Source organism: Candidatus Sulfidibacterium hydrothermale (assembly GCF_020149915.1).
Taxonomy (GTDB): domain Bacteria; phylum Bacteroidota; class Bacteroidia; order Bacteroidales; family F082; genus Sulfidibacterium; species Sulfidibacterium hydrothermale.
Genome location: NZ_CP083760.1, coordinates 1,669,765 through 1,686,325 on the forward strand (window position 1 = coordinate 1,669,765; position 16,561 = coordinate 1,686,325).

Annotated in this window: 12 protein-coding genes; 3 read left to right on the forward strand and 9 right to left on the reverse strand. The window is 43.9% G+C overall.

Annotated features, from left to right (window positions below; all coding sequences use genetic code 11):
* Positions 1 to 4: 4 nt before the first annotated feature.
* The 7 genes from LA303_RS06525 to LA303_RS06555 form a co-directional block, all read right to left on the reverse strand.
* A complete protein-coding gene (locus LA303_RS06525; protein WP_240524483.1) occupies positions 5 to 301 on the reverse strand; it encodes an STAS domain-containing protein in 297 nt (98 codons plus the stop codon).
* Positions 301 to 3,003 carry an aldehyde dehydrogenase family protein gene (locus LA303_RS06530; RefSeq protein WP_240524484.1) on the reverse strand — a complete coding sequence of 901 codons (2,703 nt, stop codon included), beginning with the start codon at positions 3,001 to 3,003 and terminating at the stop codon, positions 301 to 303. Before LA303_RS06530 ends, LA303_RS06525 begins: the two co-directional genes overlap by 1 nt.
* A 12-nt stretch (positions 3,004 to 3,015) precedes the next feature.
* Positions 3,016 to 4,149 carry a LuxE/PaaK family acyltransferase gene (locus LA303_RS06535; RefSeq protein WP_240524485.1) on the reverse strand — a complete coding sequence of 378 codons (1,134 nt, stop codon included), beginning with the start codon at positions 4,147 to 4,149 and terminating at the stop codon, positions 3,016 to 3,018.
* An 87-nt stretch (positions 4,150 to 4,236) separates the two neighbouring features.
* Positions 4,237 to 5,544, reverse strand: a complete 1,308-nt coding sequence (locus LA303_RS06540; RefSeq protein WP_240524486.1) for a phenylacetate--CoA ligase family protein — start codon at positions 5,542 to 5,544, stop codon at positions 4,237 to 4,239.
* 1 nt (position 5,545) lies between these two features.
* Positions 5,546 to 6,898, reverse strand: a complete 1,353-nt coding sequence (locus LA303_RS06545) for a phenylacetate--CoA ligase family protein (protein ID WP_240524487.1) — start codon at positions 6,896 to 6,898, stop codon at positions 5,546 to 5,548.
* A gap of 1 nt (position 6,899) precedes the next feature.
* Positions 6,900 to 8,102 (reverse strand): MFS transporter, encoded by a 1,203-nt coding sequence (locus tag LA303_RS06550; protein WP_240524488.1) that lies wholly within the window; start codon positions 8,100 to 8,102, stop codon positions 6,900 to 6,902.
* A complete protein-coding gene (locus LA303_RS06555; RefSeq protein ID WP_240524489.1) occupies positions 8,099 to 9,562 on the reverse strand; it encodes an ATP-binding protein in 1,464 nt (487 codons plus the stop codon). Before LA303_RS06555 ends, LA303_RS06550 begins: the two co-directional genes overlap by 4 nt.
* Positions 9,563 to 9,867: 305 nt before the next feature.
* Here LA303_RS06555 and LA303_RS06560 point away from each other — a divergent pair, with 305 nt between their 5' ends.
* Complete coding sequence (locus tag LA303_RS06560; protein WP_240524490.1) at positions 9,868 to 10,467, forward strand: hypothetical protein; 600 nt, start codon at positions 9,868 to 9,870, stop codon at positions 10,465 to 10,467.
* Positions 10,468 to 10,686: 219 nt separating this feature from the next.
* On the opposite strand, the gene LA303_RS06565 is transcribed toward LA303_RS06560, so the two are convergent.
* Positions 10,687 to 11,931 carry an ATP-binding protein gene (locus tag LA303_RS06565; RefSeq protein ID WP_240524491.1) on the reverse strand — a complete coding sequence of 415 codons (1,245 nt, stop codon included), beginning with the start codon at positions 11,929 to 11,931 and terminating at the stop codon, positions 10,687 to 10,689.
* 166 nt (positions 11,932 to 12,097) lie between these two features.
* Between LA303_RS06565 and LA303_RS06570 the strand changes: the two genes are divergently transcribed.
* Positions 12,098 to 13,171, forward strand: coding sequence for an Ldh family oxidoreductase (locus LA303_RS06570; RefSeq protein WP_240524492.1), 1,074 nt, complete (start codon positions 12,098 to 12,100; stop codon positions 13,169 to 13,171).
* Between the two features lie 7 nt (positions 13,172 to 13,178).
* On the opposite strand, the gene LA303_RS06575 is transcribed toward LA303_RS06570, so the two are convergent.
* On the reverse strand, positions 13,179 to 15,056 hold the full coding sequence (locus tag LA303_RS06575; protein ID WP_240524493.1) for an ABC-F family ATP-binding cassette domain-containing protein: 1,878 nt from the start codon (positions 15,054 to 15,056) through the stop codon (positions 13,179 to 13,181).
* Between the two features lie 257 nt (positions 15,057 to 15,313).
* Here LA303_RS06575 and LA303_RS06580 point away from each other — a divergent pair, with 257 nt between their 5' ends.
* The gene (locus LA303_RS06580) at positions 15,314 to 16,549 is read left to right on the forward strand and encodes a carcinine hydrolase/isopenicillin-N N-acyltransferase family protein (RefSeq protein ID WP_240524494.1); all 1,236 of its coding nucleotides are present in this window, start codon (positions 15,314 to 15,316) and stop codon (positions 16,547 to 16,549) included.
* The last annotated feature ends 12 nt before the right edge of the window (positions 16,550 to 16,561 follow it).

Genomic DNA, 16,561 nt, shown 5'->3' on the forward strand with positions numbered 1-16,561 from the left:
TGAGTTATTCCGCTTTCAAAAAAGTTAAAAAGCCGGAAAGTCTGAAAATTTCCAGCACGTTGCCTTTGGCCCCGTGAAGATATGTTTCTTTTCCGGCGGCTTTGGCAGCCTTGGCACATTTTAAAACCACCTGCAATCCGGCACTGCTGATGTATTCCATCCGGCTGACATCCAGCATGATATCTTTGTCTAAGTTTTCCAGCTCTTTACCTATTTTCTCAGCGGTTTGTTCTGCATTGGTGGCATCTAAACGCTTGCCGAACTTAATGACCAGTTGTTCGTTTTTTTCAATTTCTACCATCACGCAAGTTTTCTTTCGTCTTTTATCAAAACTATTTTTCCTGTTTTCGGATTTCTCGGCAGTGTATTGGGTTTAACAATATGTACCGTTACATCGTGTATCAGTTTATTGTTGACCATTACGAGTAATTCCTTTGAAAGTTTCAAAATGGCGTCTCTTACCTCTTTCGCAATGTCTTCAAAGGTATCTTGTTTGGCTTCGATAATCACGTCCAAGGCGTCTTTTCCTTTTTCGAGTTTTACAACCATCTGGAAATGAGAGCTAAGTGAATCGAACGGATAAATGGCCTTGGCAATGACATCGGGGGTGATGTTTCCGCCGCCGATGATGACAATGTCGTCGCTGCGGCCAAGCAGTTCCAATACCCGTGTTTTACGACCACATTTGCAATCCATTTCCACCCAGCGACACAGGTCGCCCACTTCGTAGCGGATGGTCGGCAAAAGGGTGCGTTGCAGGTTGGTAACCACAATTTTCCCCACTTCGCCCGGTTTTACGGGTTCGTTGGTTTCGGGGTCGAGTATTTCCACATAGTGGAGATCTTCGTGTACATGATGCAGCGACGTACCCACAAGATGTTCGCACTGGTAGCCAATAGCGCCGGTATCGTTGGTGGTGTATCCGGTGGACGCAATGATTTTTACCCCGAGAATTTTTTTCAGATATTCGCGTGACTCTTTAAAAAGATGCTCGCCACCCACCGAAACTTTTTCGATTTTCAGGTCGATGTGATGGGTTTGCACGTATTCGGCCAGCGATAACAGTACCGACGGAATGGTAATGATGGCATTGGCTTTAAAATTGATCAGATTCTGCACGATGGTTTCCATGGGATGGTTTCCGCCAATGGGCAAAATGGTGCAGCCGGTGTGTTCCAGCGCCTGATTGAAAGATACAAACGAAGCCCACATGTTGCCGGCAAACAACAGGTTGGCCACCCGGTCGTTTTTGTTGAAAACTGATAATAACAGCCCTTTGCCAAGCCGTACGGTGTTAAAGTGCTGTTCTTCGGCGGTACGATACACACTTTTGGGTTTGCCGGTGGTGCCTCCGCTTGAGAAAATGTAACCTCCTTTTATTTCATCGGTTAGCAAGCCTTCGCCGGCCGGCGGCAGGTAGGTTTTGTAATCTTCGCCGGTTAAAAGCGGCAGTTTTCTGAAACTTTCAAAACTGTCGAAGGTGATGCCTTTGTATCGTTTGGAAAGCAGTGGCGATTTGTCGCGGACAATGTCCACCACTCGTTTCAGCCGTTGCAGGGTCAGGGCATCTCTTTCTTCGTCGGGAAGAAAATCGAAACCGTCGTTGGTGGGGTCGTACTTTTTCCATAAACCTTCGATTGACCAGCCGCCTTCGAGATGGTTGCGACCCAGCGATACCCAGCGAACCAGTTCGGCAATCCCTTTGGAACCATCGTGGGGAGTGCCGTGTTTCCGTACGGCCATGCGCCCGATTTCCACAAAACGGTCGGCACCGGCAAGAGCCAGTTGACGGGCCAGCTCTTTGGCTCTTTCGTCGTCGGCCAAAATAGAAACTGTTTGGATATACTGGCCCATGGGTTCCACAATCTGAATCACTTCGTCGAGTGTATCGACGGGTTTGACAAAAATAGTCCGGTTGTGACACGAAATCTGGAACTCTTTGGAAGTTTGATAAACCACAGTGGCAAGGCCGTTTTTACAGAAATAATAATCGTCTTCACCAAACGCTTTGTTTACTTTGGCCAGCTCGCGCACTTTGGTAATTTCCACGGCTTCGTCTTCATACACTACACCTTGTGGGATTTTTTCGGCCCATTTGTCCATGGCTTTTCCAATGGCTGTCATCATGGCGTGCGCTTCTTCTTTGCCTTCCACATAAACGGTGTGCGGTGACGAGCAGGCCGACTGTTCCCACATGATGGCATCGCGGGCAATCAGGCGGGCAGCTTCGTCCATGCCTTTTTTCATCAGCTCGTTTTTGTCCACCATTACAAAACTGTATTTGGGGCCGTATTCGATAAGTTTGCAGTGCAGTCCCAGGTTTTTTCGGTACGACCGGATGGTGTCGGCGCCGCCGTATGCAACAATGGCATCACACTGTTGTTTCAGGATGTTTTCAATACTTTCGGTGCCGCCTTTCCAGTTGATAAGTGCCATGGCTTTGTGTAACAGTCCGGTGTGGTCGAAATCGCGCAGGCTTTTAGCGAAAAGTACCGGGAAAACGGGGTCAACAGTGGACATTTTCATGATGTTGACGTTTTTGCTGACAAGCCCCTGAATCAGGCTGTCCACGCCGCCGACAAACACATTGCCGGCCGAAACATGGGTAATTACGCCGAGTGGTTCGGTTTTGATGTATCCTTTAAAATAGGGATTGTAAGTCCACTGGTTCAGATAATCTTTGTCGCCCAAATCTGCATTCAGGCGTGTCAGCATGCCGTCGCGACTTAAAAGCGAGCACATGGTTTTGATGCCTTCGGCAATCATCTCTTTACTGAAGCCGATGCGCGGGGGCAAAAATTCAAGGGCGGTTTTCCGGTAAGGATAATCTTCGTTTCGCCAGGCGTCGGCTACTTTGTCAAAGATTTCGATAATGGTGTCCACCTTTAGCTGAGCCACTTCTTTTTTCATTTTTTTGGCCCGGCTGACAATGTCGTGTACCTCTTGTTCGGTAACCTGGTCGGTTTTTACTATTTCACCGAAAATATAAAATTCCATGCTCATTTTTCTGCCTCCTTAATGTTTTTGTTGTTCGTGGGTTGCTTTTAAGAGTTCGGTGGCCGTAATGGCGCAGCCTTCATGTTTTTTCAGTCCGGCTCTGCCTTTCAGCTCAATATATTTTCCGGTTCGTCCGCAAGGGCACTGTGACCGGATGATGGCATAATCGGTAGAAAGGATGGACAGGGCCGGCTGGGCCAGGTTGTAAGGCGAAATAACATGCAACAGCCCTTTTTCGCCTTCGGGCAGCACTTCGAGAGTGCCGGGTTTTCTGGCAAAAGCCTGCGAATAAATGGGTACATGAAAATGGTGATGTTCGCAGGTAATGTACGGAACGCCGTGTTCCACAAATCCGTACACATCGCGGATGCGGCTTTCGCCGATGCCGAGATATTTTTCGGTAAGCATTGCAAACTCATCGAAAGGAATGGATTTTTTTTCGGCGGTTTTCCATCCTCCGGCAATAATCATCAGGCTGTCTTCGGGAAACTGAAACCGGATGTTTTCGGCCTGCATGTACAAAAGCGTATCGTAAATAAAAGCCGGAAAGCCGATGACCCGCAACGGAATACCGTCTTTTTGGAAATCGGAAAAGGCTTCCACACAACGTTTCTCGCTGAAAAAAGCTTTGCCCTGCTCGTCGGCATCAATGGCAAAAACTTTTTTGTGGGTGGGGGCAAAAGTCGAATACATCTGATGGGCATAAGCGGCTCCCTTGCCTTCGGATACCGCCGGCGAATAGGCAAAAATCAGATAATTGACTTCTTTGTCGCTTTTCAGTCCGTAACTCTCGATGATGCGTTCGCGCATGAGTGTCTGGCGCTGGTGCGAAGCTTTGTCCCACGAGATATGACTCTTTTGTCCGCTGGTGCCGCTGGACGTAAACGTGGCTTCCACTTCCGATTTGTCGATGGAAAGCAAATCGTACCATTTAAATGCTTCCACCAGCAGATGCGGAATGCGGGCAAGGTCGTCGGTGGTTTTTACCGTGTTGATGTCGAAATGCTCGGCGTCGCACAGGTTTTTATACATTTGATTGTGGGTGTAATGAAACATAAAAGCTTCTTTTACCGCTTCGAGAAAGATGCGGTCGGTCTCTTCGGTGTGATTCAGCGCATCTTTTATTTCGAATAATTGATCCAGATATTTCATGGGTTTATATTTTGTTTCCTTGTTTTTACAGACGTTATATAAAACTTTTTTTGTTGTTGACTATGATATCCTTTTCCATAAACTGATTTATTTTACTCTTTTGTCATTTAATCGTTTTACTTTGCCGGTGATGGGGCTTCGCGGTAATGTTCCCAGTTTTAGAAATTGAATGTTCAGCGAAACAAGCCCCATTTTTTCCCCTTCTTCAATATCGGAAATATTGGCTTCAATATTTTCTTTGATTTTTTCAGCCATTTTAGCTGATGTTTCCGGGTCAGACGACTCAATGAGCAAATCAATTTTCAGATTTCCGTTGGCGATGTCTTCCAAAACAAACTGGTAATTGGCGCTGATACCGTGGGTGGAAACATAATCGGAAAAGGATTTTTCCACTACGTCCATGGAGATATAGGCTCCCCCAATTTTAAAATCATCGCCCACTCTTCCTCCAATGCGGAAAGTAGGATTTTTATCACCACAGGTACACGGTTTTCCGGTCCATTCTGCCACATCGCCCAAACGATAGCGAATGATAGGCTGCGACAGGCGTTCAAGATTGGTAACCAGTACTTCGCCCGTTTCCCCCGGTTTACATACCCGGTTTTCATCAAAATTAAAAAGTTCTACAAACTGAAGATCTGAAGCCAGGTGATACTCATTGGAATCGCAATGGTCACATTGGTAACCAATGAGCCCGCAGTCGGCACTGGTATAGGCCAGCGATTCTATTTTAACCTGATTCCCAAAGGCTTTATGTACGTGATTACGGATCATATCACTCATGTGTTCACCAGCATAGCCGATAATTTTTACAAAATCAAGATTCAGGTTTTGCTGTAATATTTTGTCAGCGAGAATCACAAAAACGGTAGGCAGGCTCAGTAATACCGTTGGTTTAAATTCCATAATGTAAAACAGCATTTTGTCGAAATCGATGTTGGCAGAAATGGGTAGATGGTTGGCGCCAATCAGCCGGATATTGTCGTGCAGGGCAATGAATGACGGCCACAGGCTGCCGGCTACAAACAGATTGGCTACCACATCTTTTTCGGATATCCCCATTAGCCGCAAGGCTTCAGCCTGACGCTCCAAAAACCGGTTCCATTCGTCATAGGTCAGCATGGTATAGCGGGCCAACCCGGTAGAACCGCCGGTGGAAGTCATAATAGTACCTTCCAGTGGTAGTTTCAGGGTGAGCATACGGGTTGATTTAGGATAACTGTTGTTATACAACTCGTCTTTGGTCAGGATAGGAATTTTCTGCCAGCTGTCATAAGTTGAAGCCTCTGGGATTGCCTGAAATTTGTCATGGTAAAAAGCGGAGTGCTCTTTGGCATACCGAAAAACCGAAGTGGCTTTTTCCAGGGCTTCTTTATTTGATAAATGTTGAAACATGTTAGTTTTTTATGGTGTGGTGTTTTTGTGCCAGGTTTTTGTCGGTTACAGGTAAAATCTTTACCCGAATAAGGTCTTGACCAGCGGCCGCTTTCAGCCTGTCATATTTGGCATTAAATTCATTGGAAGAGCTTTTCAGAAACCGGATAAGCGCTTGACGGTATTTTTCAGACAGCTCTTTGCGGGGGGCGAGTACATAAATGGTAAATTCCACAAACTGTATGTCGTTTTCTTCTGTTACTTTTACTTCATAAAGTCCGCCATAGGAGAAGCTGGTATCCAACATGTTAAGGTAATCGCCGCTGGCATAAATATTCAGGTTGGTTCCGTAAAAAATTACGGAATCGGACGTCCGTCCAAAAACATACAGTATTTCGTCAGGAAGCGCATTGTAAAGTGCCGGATCAATTCCGGTATCCCGGAAGGTTTCTTTTTTAATCAGCCCGCCTGTATCGTGGGTATTGTATCGGACAAGCGGAATAAACTGGTCTTTTGTAACCACTAAATTTCCATTGATGGTTTCGATGTAAGCTTGATGGCTTTTTTCGAAAAACATGGGCGGATTTTTGTCGCCCATCAGTTTTTCGGACAGTTCCGGATGGCGATTGAGAAATTTTCGCAAGCGAATGGTCGATTCTCTTTCAATGCCGAGGTCGCCCGTATCGGCTGAACCGTAGCCTGTTTTTACCACATAGACATTGTCGGTACTGTGGCCAAAATTTTCCGCAATTTTTTCTCTGAAGTTTTCTGTAAAATATTCGCCTACCACAGGAAAAAAGATTTTTCCGTTTAGCAGTTCCTTATCTTCTTTTTTTAGCCGGGCATAAATAATGTTGATACTGGACGGGTTGGTAATCCAGATAATTTGGTCAAACATTTTACCGAAAGTTTTGGCAAGCCGGATGGATTCGTTCAGGTCGATACCGGGAGTGGCAGTAACGATGCCCTCCATTTTGCCGGCAAGGCTTCTCAGCGTACAGGCCAGTTGCATGCCGCCAATCCAGGTTCCTAGTGCCAACGAAACAAGGACCAAAGTAGATTTTTTGTCCACCCGGTAATCCCGGATAAAGAGTTCTTTTACTTTTTCAATATAAGCTCCTTCGTCTTCCGACTGTTTGAGCCACCATACGGTTCCGCTTTTGGAAAAACCGCTGGAAGCACCGATTAAAAAACATTTTTTAAAGCTTCCTTCCCGGATGAGTTTGTTGACAGGATAGTGCAATAAATAATTTTGCTTGTTGGTTAGCGGTATTCGGTTCCAATCGGCTTCTGAGTGGATGGGATGACCGGAAATAAAGTCTTTATATCCAGGCACGGTTTCTCGAACATTATTAAAAAATTCAAATTTGTCCATGTTATTGAATTTTAATCGTTTCTTTTTCGTTTAGTTCTTTAAGACGGTAAACACCAATGGCGCTTAACAAAATGATGGCTCCGCTGATAAAAAATGTCCAAAAAGTGCCGATATATCCTAAAACAACTCCCATAACACCGTAACTGATAGGTTGTAGCGAAAGAGAAACCGCAATAATTAACGACATGATTTTTCCAAGCGACTCGCTCGGAAGCCGCATTTGATACAAAGAGATCAGTGTAATATTAAAGACATTCAGGAAAAAGCCGATGGTGAATATTTCAAAAAGCATGGGGATGAGATGCGGTGTAAAACCGGCGGCAATAAATGAGGCGCCCATCATAACAAATGAAACCGAAAGAAGTGTTTTGGGCTTAAAAGAGAAATTTTTCCCCGAAAGGACCAGCGAGCAGACCAGCATACCGGCACCCAAAGCGCTCATCAGATAAGCAATAATTTTAACATCGGCTTTGGCAACAATGGGAATGATAATGGTCAGCGAGGAAAAGAAAAAATTAACCACAGCCATTTTAAAAATCATTTTATGAACAATGGCATGCTGTTTTACCAGCCGGATACCCGTTTTGATGTCTTCGAGCATACCGGTGGCGATTTTTTTTGTGGATTGTTGTAGGTCTTTGATGTTCAATAAAAAGAGTACGGAGATAAGGAACATGACGCCGGCTCCGATAAAAGCGTTGGTAACCCCGAGAGTGGCAATGATGGCCGAGCCGAACAACGGGCCGATAATGGCACTGGCACTGCCGCTGATTTGCTCAATGGCGTTGGCTTGTGTAATTTGGTTTTCTTTTACCAGCGATGGAATTACGGCCAGCGAAGCCGGGTTGAAAAATGCTGAAGCCAACGAAATGCCAATGGTGCCTATAACCAACCACTGGGTGTTTAATACCTGAATATGATAAAGAAAAGCAAAAATCAGTACAATGATTAATCGCGAAAAATCGGCGATCATCATCACGGCCACTTTGTTGTGACGATCCACCAGGCTGCCTGCAAAAGGCGAGATAAGAACCGCCGGCAGCGAAGCGGCTACCATGGCAATTCCCACAATAAAGGCCGAGTGAGTCCACTTGAAAACAATCCAGATGAGTATCAGCGAATGCATGCGCGAGGCAAGCTGCGATGCTACTGTAGCTATCCAGAACCGTAAAAAAACAGTGTTATGTCTAAAAAGCTCTATCATTGCAACGTTTTTTCTTTTTGTTGCAAAATGTATTGAAAGATTTCGTTGGCCTGCTGGCTGTAAATTTTAATTTTCGATGAATCGATAAATCCGTTCAGGTACTCAAATCGGATCACGTCGCGTCCGTCTAAAAAAGATGGCGTGATACCGGCAAAAAAGAATCGCTCTTTTTCAATGGCTTTGACAAGATGGGTAATGTCCGCATCTTCCAACGGAATGTACAAGAAGATGACATCCGCTTTTAGCGTAAACAACAGGTTAAATAAAGCCTGTTTGATTTCGTAAAGATTGTTTTCGCCAATTTCGTCCACGGCAATTACTCCAAAACCCCAATCGGCGTGATAGTTGTAATGTACACGTCCGTTTTTCCCGGATGGTACAGCCATTTTCCCCTGGCGAAAAGGTAAATTAAAGTGATGATAGATTTTTTCGATGATCGTGCGGTGTTTTTCAGGAATAAAAAGTATCCTTTCTCTTTTTCGCAAGGGCTGGAAATAGAGCATGCAACTTTCGCGTTGTGATAACGAATCGCTAATTTTCCGGAAGCTTAGCTTTTGGGGGACCAGTCCGAAAGAAAACCCGCAGGGTTTGGAACCAAAGCCTTCGTTTACTTTCTGGCTAAAGACATGGGTGGTTACCGGTTGCGACATGATGCCTTCGAGCTGGAGTTCGCGTGCTTTTTTTTCGAGCAGCGTTCGCATTTTTGCCATGAGATGAAATCCGCGATATGCCGGTGAAACCACCGCTTGTCCGCTTTCGGCCACCGGCCCCAGCGAAGGACGCTCCAGCGCATAATGGCCGGCTACTTCCTGTCGCTTTTTGTCGTAACAAACTACCGAAATCAGGGTGCCGTTTTTATTTTGTGCTGCAATTTTTTCGGGATAGTACATGTCTTCGTTGGGATAGGTGTAGCCGTATGCCCGGTAAATGGCTCTCGAAATCTTAATGGCATCGCCATCTTGAAAAGTTCGTATTTCGATATCTTTGAGTGATGCTACCGGTTCTTCCTTTTTTTCTTTTTTCCCTTCGAGAAGCGTGATGATGTCTTTTTGTGGCAGTTCAAACGATAACCTGAATTCTTTTCCCTCGGCGCCGTGGTTAATCCATTCTACCCGGTCGGCAAACTGCTTGATAAGAAACAGTTCCATTCCTTCGGTGTCTAAGGTGCTGATGTCGTTTCCCGGATGGTATTCTTTTATCAGCGAGCTGTCGAAAGGAAGCCCTTTGTCGAAAAAAGAAAGCCTGAAGTGAAGGTGGTCAACTTCAACGGAAATTTTGATGTCGGAAATGTCGTCAGGCTGGAAAGAATTTTTTAGAACATGTAAAAAAGCTTCTTCGGAAACCAGTTTCAGATGCTCCAAAAGTGATTTGGGCAGCCGGTAAATTTTTGCATTCTCCACTACGAAGGCCTGAAGAACCCTGAGCATTTCTACACGTCCCGGAATTTGTAATTGCGTCATGGCCGAACGGATTAACCAGCAATGGCTTTGTTTCTTTTTTTGCCGCTTTTTTAGTAACCCAACAAATATATGAAATTCAACAGGTTTTTGATGGGGGAGCGATGGATTTTAATATTATAGAATAGTTTTAAATAATTAATTGGATTGTAGAAAATTCCGGACTTTTGGGATGAAAAACAGAGAAGTAAAATTTGTCACCGGAAGATGTTTGGTTAATTGGGGTTTGAAAAGAAATTTTATCCGTTCTGTGTAAGAACTTCATATTTCCGTTAAGTTTGCCAAAGACCAACGGATTATCTGCAAGAATGTTAAATCAAGAAATTCATCCGGTACGCATTAAACTGATTGGAACCGGTTGCCGGATATGGGCCGGGAAGTTTGATGAAGCCGGATGGAATGATTTGCATATTGCTGCTGAAAAAATAAAAATGCCTCTTACATCGGCAGTGTTTTTTCCGGCTTTTTATTCCCGGTTAGAAAATCCCGCTTTGAATTCCTTGGCTGATTTGGGAAATTATTTTAAAACAGCCGGGTTGCTTTTAACGAACCATAGTATTATTGAAATTCAGGTTTACAGGAAACGGCGAAGAACCATTTTTTTGAGCGAAATAGTAAAGCCGGTTACGCTTTTCCCGGTTTACAATACCGTGTGGCGTACAGTTTCCCTTGAACCGGACCGCCGGATGCTTTTTGTGGTTGAAAAGGAAACGGGTATCTTTTTAAAATACCGGGTATTTTCTCCCACTTTTGTTTTGGATAACCTGTTTTTTGAACTGACAGATGTGAAAACAAAATTCGGCGAAAACTTTTTTATGCTGAATAATTTGTATTATGCAAATCAACCGTTAATTCCATTAAGCGGAAACGGGCTGGTTTGCGGACAGTATGCTCTGACGGTACCGTAGAAAAATCAGACCACTTCCGGGTTTGTATTTGAAATGCAGAGGTTGAAATCTTTGGATTGTTTTTGGCTGTAATACCGATTGGATTTTAAAATGTTAAGTATCAGGATTTAATTATTGTTTCTATTTGTTATTTTCTGTGCCTGGAAAATATTTTTTGTTAGGTGTTGTATATGATAAAAATGGTATTCTTATCAAGCATGTATGGTAAAACGCAAATATTTATAATTTTAAAAACCACAAGCAAGTGTTGTTTTTGTCCAATGAGACGATTTTATAAGAATATCCAGAATATTTTTCTGAAAATTTAGCCGGAGCGGAAATGGTTTTTGCAGGACACTTTGTTTTAACTTCATAAGCTTTTCCTTTTAAAAACGATTCAGTTACCACAAAATCGATTTCTTTTTTGTCGGTAGTACGCCAATATCTTATCTGTTCTTTATCGTATAACTCACACAAACGTTTAAATATGTAATTTTCAAATAATGCGCCTTTGTCATCACGATTGTCAAAGTTGTAAAATCTGTTTAATAAAACATTTCTCATTCCCGAGTCGTTAAAAAATATTTTTGGCATTTTGGTAAACTCTTTTCTGATATTGGAGAAAAATGGTTTTACCAATGAGATATGAAAACTGTTTTGTAGTACATACAAATATTTGTCAACTGTTTTGTGATCTATTCCTATGGTAGTGGACAGTTCGTTTTTGTTTACCAAGTTACCTGTTTGTCCAGCAAGTATGGTAAGTAGCATATAAAACTTTTCGTAATGCTGTATCCCGGATTCGTCAATGTCTCTACGCAAAAATGCATTTTTCAATTCTTTTAATAAAAAAATTTTTTCTTCCGGTTCTTTTTCCAAAGCAACACGCGGATAACCACCATAAACTATAAATGTTTGAAAAAGTTCCATCAATTCTCTTTTTCGTGTAGATACATAATCTTTTTGTTTCTGTATCATTCGGAGCTCTTCTTTCAGGTCATCTTCATTGTTAAACAAAAGCCATTCGGAAAAATTTAAGGTTTGTAATTCAAAAATTCTTTTTCTTCCTGCGAGTGAATCTTTAAATTTTTCATCCATATAAAAAGCGCTGCTGCCGGTAGCAATTATTTTCAAGCTGCTACCATAAGTGTCAAATAGATACTTTAAAAAGTTCGTGGGATTATTAGCGTATTGTATTTCATCAATAAATAAATAATAAGGTTGTAACCTGTTGTTATCCGTTTCTTTCCGTTGTGGGCGGGCAGTTACTGAAAATATCTCTTCAGGATGTTTGTTGATACTACTCAAAATATCTACATCTTCAAAACTGACAAAAAAGGTTTTTTTCCCTTCCTTTTTCAGTTTTGCATAGAGATGTTTCAATAAAGTTGTTTTGCCGGTTTGTCTGGCTCCCGTGATAATTGTATATTCTTTTTTGTCAAGGTGTTTTATCAGTTCAGGTTCTATATCTCTTTTAAAATACATGGTTTAAATGTTTGATATTGCACCCAAAAATACGAAAAAATTGGATAAAATGAGAATAGTATTCCCAAAATATCGGATAATTTGGGAATTGTATTCCGAAAAAATCCATTTTTTCGCTATTATCCCTTACCATATCTTTTTGCATCTTTGCCGAAAATTTTACTTCATGTATTCGTACGATTATCTTTTTGCTTTTACCCAATCGGTGTTTGAAAAAATGGGATTGCCGGCGGATGAGGCCCGTCAGGCGGCCGATATTTTGATGCGGGCCGAGTTACGGAATATTTCCACGCACGGACTGGTGCGGTTGCCCGAATATGTCCGTTTGTGGCAAAATAAACGGATTACCGTTACCCCGAAATTTACTGTGGTTCACGAAACGCCTTCCACAGCCCTGGTGGACGGCGGAAAAGGATTGGGGCTGGTTACGGCGCCCAAAGCCATGAAACTGGCCATTGAAAAGGCCAAAACAGCCGGTACGGGCTGGGTGGCGGTGCGCAATTCGTATCATTTCGGAATTGCCGGTTACTATGCCATGAAAGCGCTGGAACAGGATATGATCGGCATTGCCATGACCAATGCCAATCCGCTGGTGGCGCCTACTTTTGCGAAAAACGGCATGTTGGGGACCAATCCCATTGCCGTGGCTGTTCCGGCAGGCGATGAGCCGCCTTTTGTGGCCGATTTTGCCACTTCGCCTGTCTCGCGCGGAAAAGTGGACATATATGAAAGTGAAGGAAAAACCGTTCCGGAAGGCCTGCTACAGGATGCCGGCGGAAGTCCGACTGTCGATCCTTCGGCTTTGCGTAATGGCGGGGCTTTGCGTACGCTGGGTGGCGACACCGATCATGGCGGGCACAAAGGTTTTTGCCTGACATCTATTGTAGATATTTTTTCGGCTGTGTTTTCCGGTGCCAATTTCGGGCCGACGGTAGTGCCTACCTTGGGTTATGTGAAAGATAAAGCCGGTGCGGAAGATCGCGGTATCGGTCATTTTTTCGGCGCCATGCGTATTGATGCCTTTCAGCCGGCAGCCGATTTTAAAGCCGGTATGGATGAATGGATACGGGCTTTCCGAAAAGCCGAACCGGTGCCGGGTCGCGAACGGGTAATTATTCCCGGTGATCCGGAACGGGAATCGGAAAAGCGAAAAATGACCGAAGGAATTGCTCTCGGTAGTAAAACCGTCAGCGGACTGAAAACGCTGGCCGAAATGTTTGACTTGCCTTTCGAAGAATAATTGCGGTTTACGGGTTGGCTTTTTCTGCCAGTTCCATCCAGCGCAGGGTTTTTTCGTCCAGTGTTTCCATGAGCCGGGCAATCTGCCGGCCGGTTTCTTCCAGCTCCTGATAAGAAAGGTTTCCGGTATTCATGGTGCTTTCCAGTGCTGCTTTTTCTTTTTCGAGTTGTTCGATTTCGGTTTCTAATTGTTCAAATTCGCGTTTTTCCTTATAACTGAGTTTCCGGTTGTTTTGTTTTACTTTTGGTTGTGCCGGCTTTTTTTCGGCCGGTTTGTTTTTTTTCTCTTCATTCAGTTTGCTGAACCGGTATGACGTGTAGTTGCCGTAAAAATCTTTTATTTTTCCGTTGCCTTCGAAAATAAACAAGTGGTCGGTCAGCCGGTCCAGAAAATACCGGTCGTGCGAAACCAGTATCAAACAGCCCTGGAAATCGGAAAGGAAAGCCTCTAACTTGTTTAGGGTAACGATATCCAAATCGTTGGTGGGCTCATCAAGGATGAGAAAGTTGGGGTTGGTAATCAATACGGTAAGCAGGTACAACCTTCGCCGTTCGCCGCCGCTGAGTTTGGAAACCGGTGTTTGCTGCACTTTAGGCGGAAACAGAAAGTAATTCAGAAACTGTGAAGCCGTCAGGGTTTTGTTTTTCCCGGTTTGAATAACTTCGGCAATGTCTTTTACCACTTCGAGTACGGTTTTGTCCGGTGATGCTTTCAGCCCTTCCTGTGTGTAATAACCGATGGAAACGGTATCGCCCCGGATGATTTCGCCTTTGTCGGGTGGGGTTTTCCCTGTCAGCAGATTTAAAAAAGTGGATTTTCCCACCCCGTTTTTGCCAAGCAGCCCGATGCGTTCGCCTTTTTTGAAGATGTAACTGAAATTTTCAACGATTTTTTTATCGCCGAAATGTTTCTCAATGTTTTTTATTTCGATGATTTTTCCGCCGAGGCGCCGGGTTTGTGTTTGCAGTTTTATTTCATCGTCCGTAGTTTTTTTGGACGCTTTTGCTTTGGTTTCATAAAAAGCGTCGATACGTGCTTTTGATTTATGGGTACGGGCTTTGGGCATCCGGCGCAGCCATTCGAGCTCTTTTTTCATCCATTTTTCCGCCTTTTCTCTTTCGGATTGTTCCGCTTCAATGCGGGCGGCTCTTTTTTCAAGAAAATAGGAATAGTTGCCCTGATAGGTATAAATTTGGCTGTCGGAAAGCTCCATGATGTTGTTACAAATCCTGTCGAGAAAATAACGGTCGTGGGTAACCATAAAAAGGGTGATGTCCGAAGCGGACAGGTATTTTTCGAGCCATTCGATCATGTCGATGTCGAGATGGTTGGTGGGCTCGTCGAGCAGCAGAAATTCGGGTTGGTCGAGCAGGGTGAGGGCAAGGGCAATTCGTTTTTTCTGGCCTCCCGAAAGGGTTTCTGTTTTTTGTTCCAGACGGGTAATGCCAAAGCGCGAAAACATTTCTGTCAGTCGCCGGTCGTAATCCCAGGCTTCGGCTTTGTCCATCCGGTTGATAGCTGCATTCAGTTGCTCGCGGGTTTCGGGGGTGTCTTTTTCAGCCTGCCGTTTTACGGCTTCTTCATAATCGCGAATGATCTGACGGATTTCCGAATCGTGGGTGTCAATCAGTTCTTTCAGCGAAATTCCCGGCTCAAATTCGGGCTGTTGTTCCAGATAGGCCACGCGAAGGCCGTCACGAAAGGCAAAGCTTCCGCTGTCGGCAAAGTCCTTTCCGGCCAGTATTTTAAAAAGGGTGGATTTCCCGGTTCCGTTGCCGGCGATGAGTGCTGTTTTATCGCCTTCGTGCAGGCCAAAACTGATTTCTTCAAACAAAACCTTATCGCCATAAGTTTTCGAAAGTTTGTCAACGGAAAGCAGGTTCATCGGCAATTTATTTTTTGCAAAGGTAACCAATCCCCTTATGAGAGTCCGAATTTCCGGGAACATTTCGATGAAAAAGTCCGAAAAAATAACTTTGTTAGTGCCCTGACCGGTATCTTTCAGTGAACGAAGATCTTTCTGAAACTTTATTTTGTTAAAACTGTTTTTTTGAAGGATATTTGTACAGAAAATAGGAGAGAAGAAAAATACCCGAATCGAGGGGATTTGTATATTTATTATATATGATAAAAATCAAGTTTATGAAAAAACTTTTAGCAAGTATTGTGTTCCTGTTCTTTTTCGGGATCTCGGCCGGGGTTGCCTGTACCACAGCTGTTATTTCCGGAAAGGCCACCAAAGACGGCCGTCCGATGTTGTGGAAAAACCGCGATACCGGAGCTTTGAATAACAAAATCATGATTTTTCATGATGGGAAATATCCGTATGTGGGGTTAGTCAATTCTCATGATAAAACCGGGAAAAGTATCTGGATCGGTTATAACAGTGCCGGCTTTGCCATTATGAACTCGGCCAGTTACAACCTGAACAATGATACCATTAAACAAACCGGCGGAGAAGGCCGGTTGATGAAACGGGCTTTGCAAACCTGTGCCACAGTGGATGATTTTGAAAAACTTTTGAATAGCCTGCCGCGTCCTATACGGCTTGAAGCCAATTTTGGCGTGATCGATGCCCAAGGCGGAGCTGCTTATTTCGAAGTGGGAAATTTCAAAGTGTACAAAATTGATGTAAACGATCAGGCGGTGGCCCCGGAGGGTTACCTTATCCGTACCAATTATTCTTTTAAAGGCACTCCGGGTAAAGGAGGTGGCTACATCCGTTACGTCAGTACGCAAAAAGTGCTGGATCAGGCGGTTAAAAACGGCGGGATAACCGTTCGCACGATCATGCAGGAAGCCACGAAAAATTTACATCATTCACTTACCGGAACAAATTTATGGGATTATGCCAATTTACCGGCCGGACACCAAAAAATGGTCTGGTTCCGTGATTATGTTCCCCGCCGCATTTCGGCTTCGTCGTGTATGGTTGAAGGTGTCAACCCGGGGCAGAATCCTGCCTTGACCACCATGTGGACCGATTTGGGCTGGCCGCTGGCATCGGTTACTATTCCGGTCATCCTGACAAAAGACCACAGCCTGCCTGTTTTATTAAAATATGACAAAAAAATTAATGATGCTCCCATGTGCCATCTGGCCCTCACGGTAAAAAAACGCTGTTATACTTACCACTGGGGGGCCAGCAGCAAATATTATATCAATGTGAATGCCCTGCTCAATGCCGATAAAACAGGAATTTTGCAGGTATTGAAACCGCTTGATGATCAGCTTATTGACGAAAGCGAAAGGGCAATCGGAAAGTGGGTAAAAGCAAACAAAGTCGATCAAAAAGAACTCAATGATCTGTACGATCAAATTGATCGTCAGGTGACAAATTATTATGCAAAACATTTTGGGGTGAAAGAAAACTTTTAACCGGTTTTGTTT

Excerpts from the sequence above, each read along its gene's own strand:
- LA303_RS06565 (WP_240524491.1), bottom strand. The coding sequence starts at position 11,931 with ATGTATTTTAAAAGAGATATAGAACCTGAACTGATAAAACACCTTGAC.
- LA303_RS06525 (WP_240524483.1), bottom strand. The coding sequence starts at position 301 with ATGGTAGAAATTGAAAAAAACGAACAACTGGTCATTAAGTTCGGCAAG.
- LA303_RS06555 (WP_240524489.1), bottom strand. The coding sequence starts at position 9,562 with ATGACGCAATTACAAATTCCGGGACGTGTAGAAATGCTCAGGGTTCTT.
- LA303_RS06530 (WP_240524484.1), bottom strand. The coding sequence starts at position 3,003 with ATGAGCATGGAATTTTATATTTTCGGTGAAATAGTAAAAACCGACCAG.
- LA303_RS06575 (WP_240524493.1), bottom strand. The coding sequence starts at position 15,056 with ATGAACCTGCTTTCCGTTGACAAACTTTCGAAAACTTATGGCGATAAG.
- LA303_RS06550 (WP_240524488.1), bottom strand. The coding sequence starts at position 8,102 with ATGATAGAGCTTTTTAGACATAACACTGTTTTTTTACGGTTCTGGATA.
- LA303_RS06580 (WP_240524494.1), top strand. The coding sequence starts at position 15,314 with ATGAAAAAACTTTTAGCAAGTATTGTGTTCCTGTTCTTTTTCGGGATC.
- LA303_RS06570 (WP_240524492.1), top strand. The coding sequence starts at position 12,098 with ATGTATTCGTACGATTATCTTTTTGCTTTTACCCAATCGGTGTTTGAA.
- LA303_RS06535 (WP_240524485.1), bottom strand. The coding sequence starts at position 4,149 with ATGAAATATCTGGATCAATTATTCGAAATAAAAGATGCGCTGAATCAC.
- LA303_RS06560 (WP_240524490.1), top strand. The coding sequence starts at position 9,868 with ATGTTAAATCAAGAAATTCATCCGGTACGCATTAAACTGATTGGAACC.
- LA303_RS06540 (WP_240524486.1), bottom strand. The coding sequence starts at position 5,544 with ATGTTTCAACATTTATCAAATAAAGAAGCCCTGGAAAAAGCCACTTCG.
- LA303_RS06545 (WP_240524487.1), bottom strand. The coding sequence starts at position 6,898 with ATGGACAAATTTGAATTTTTTAATAATGTTCGAGAAACCGTGCCTGGA.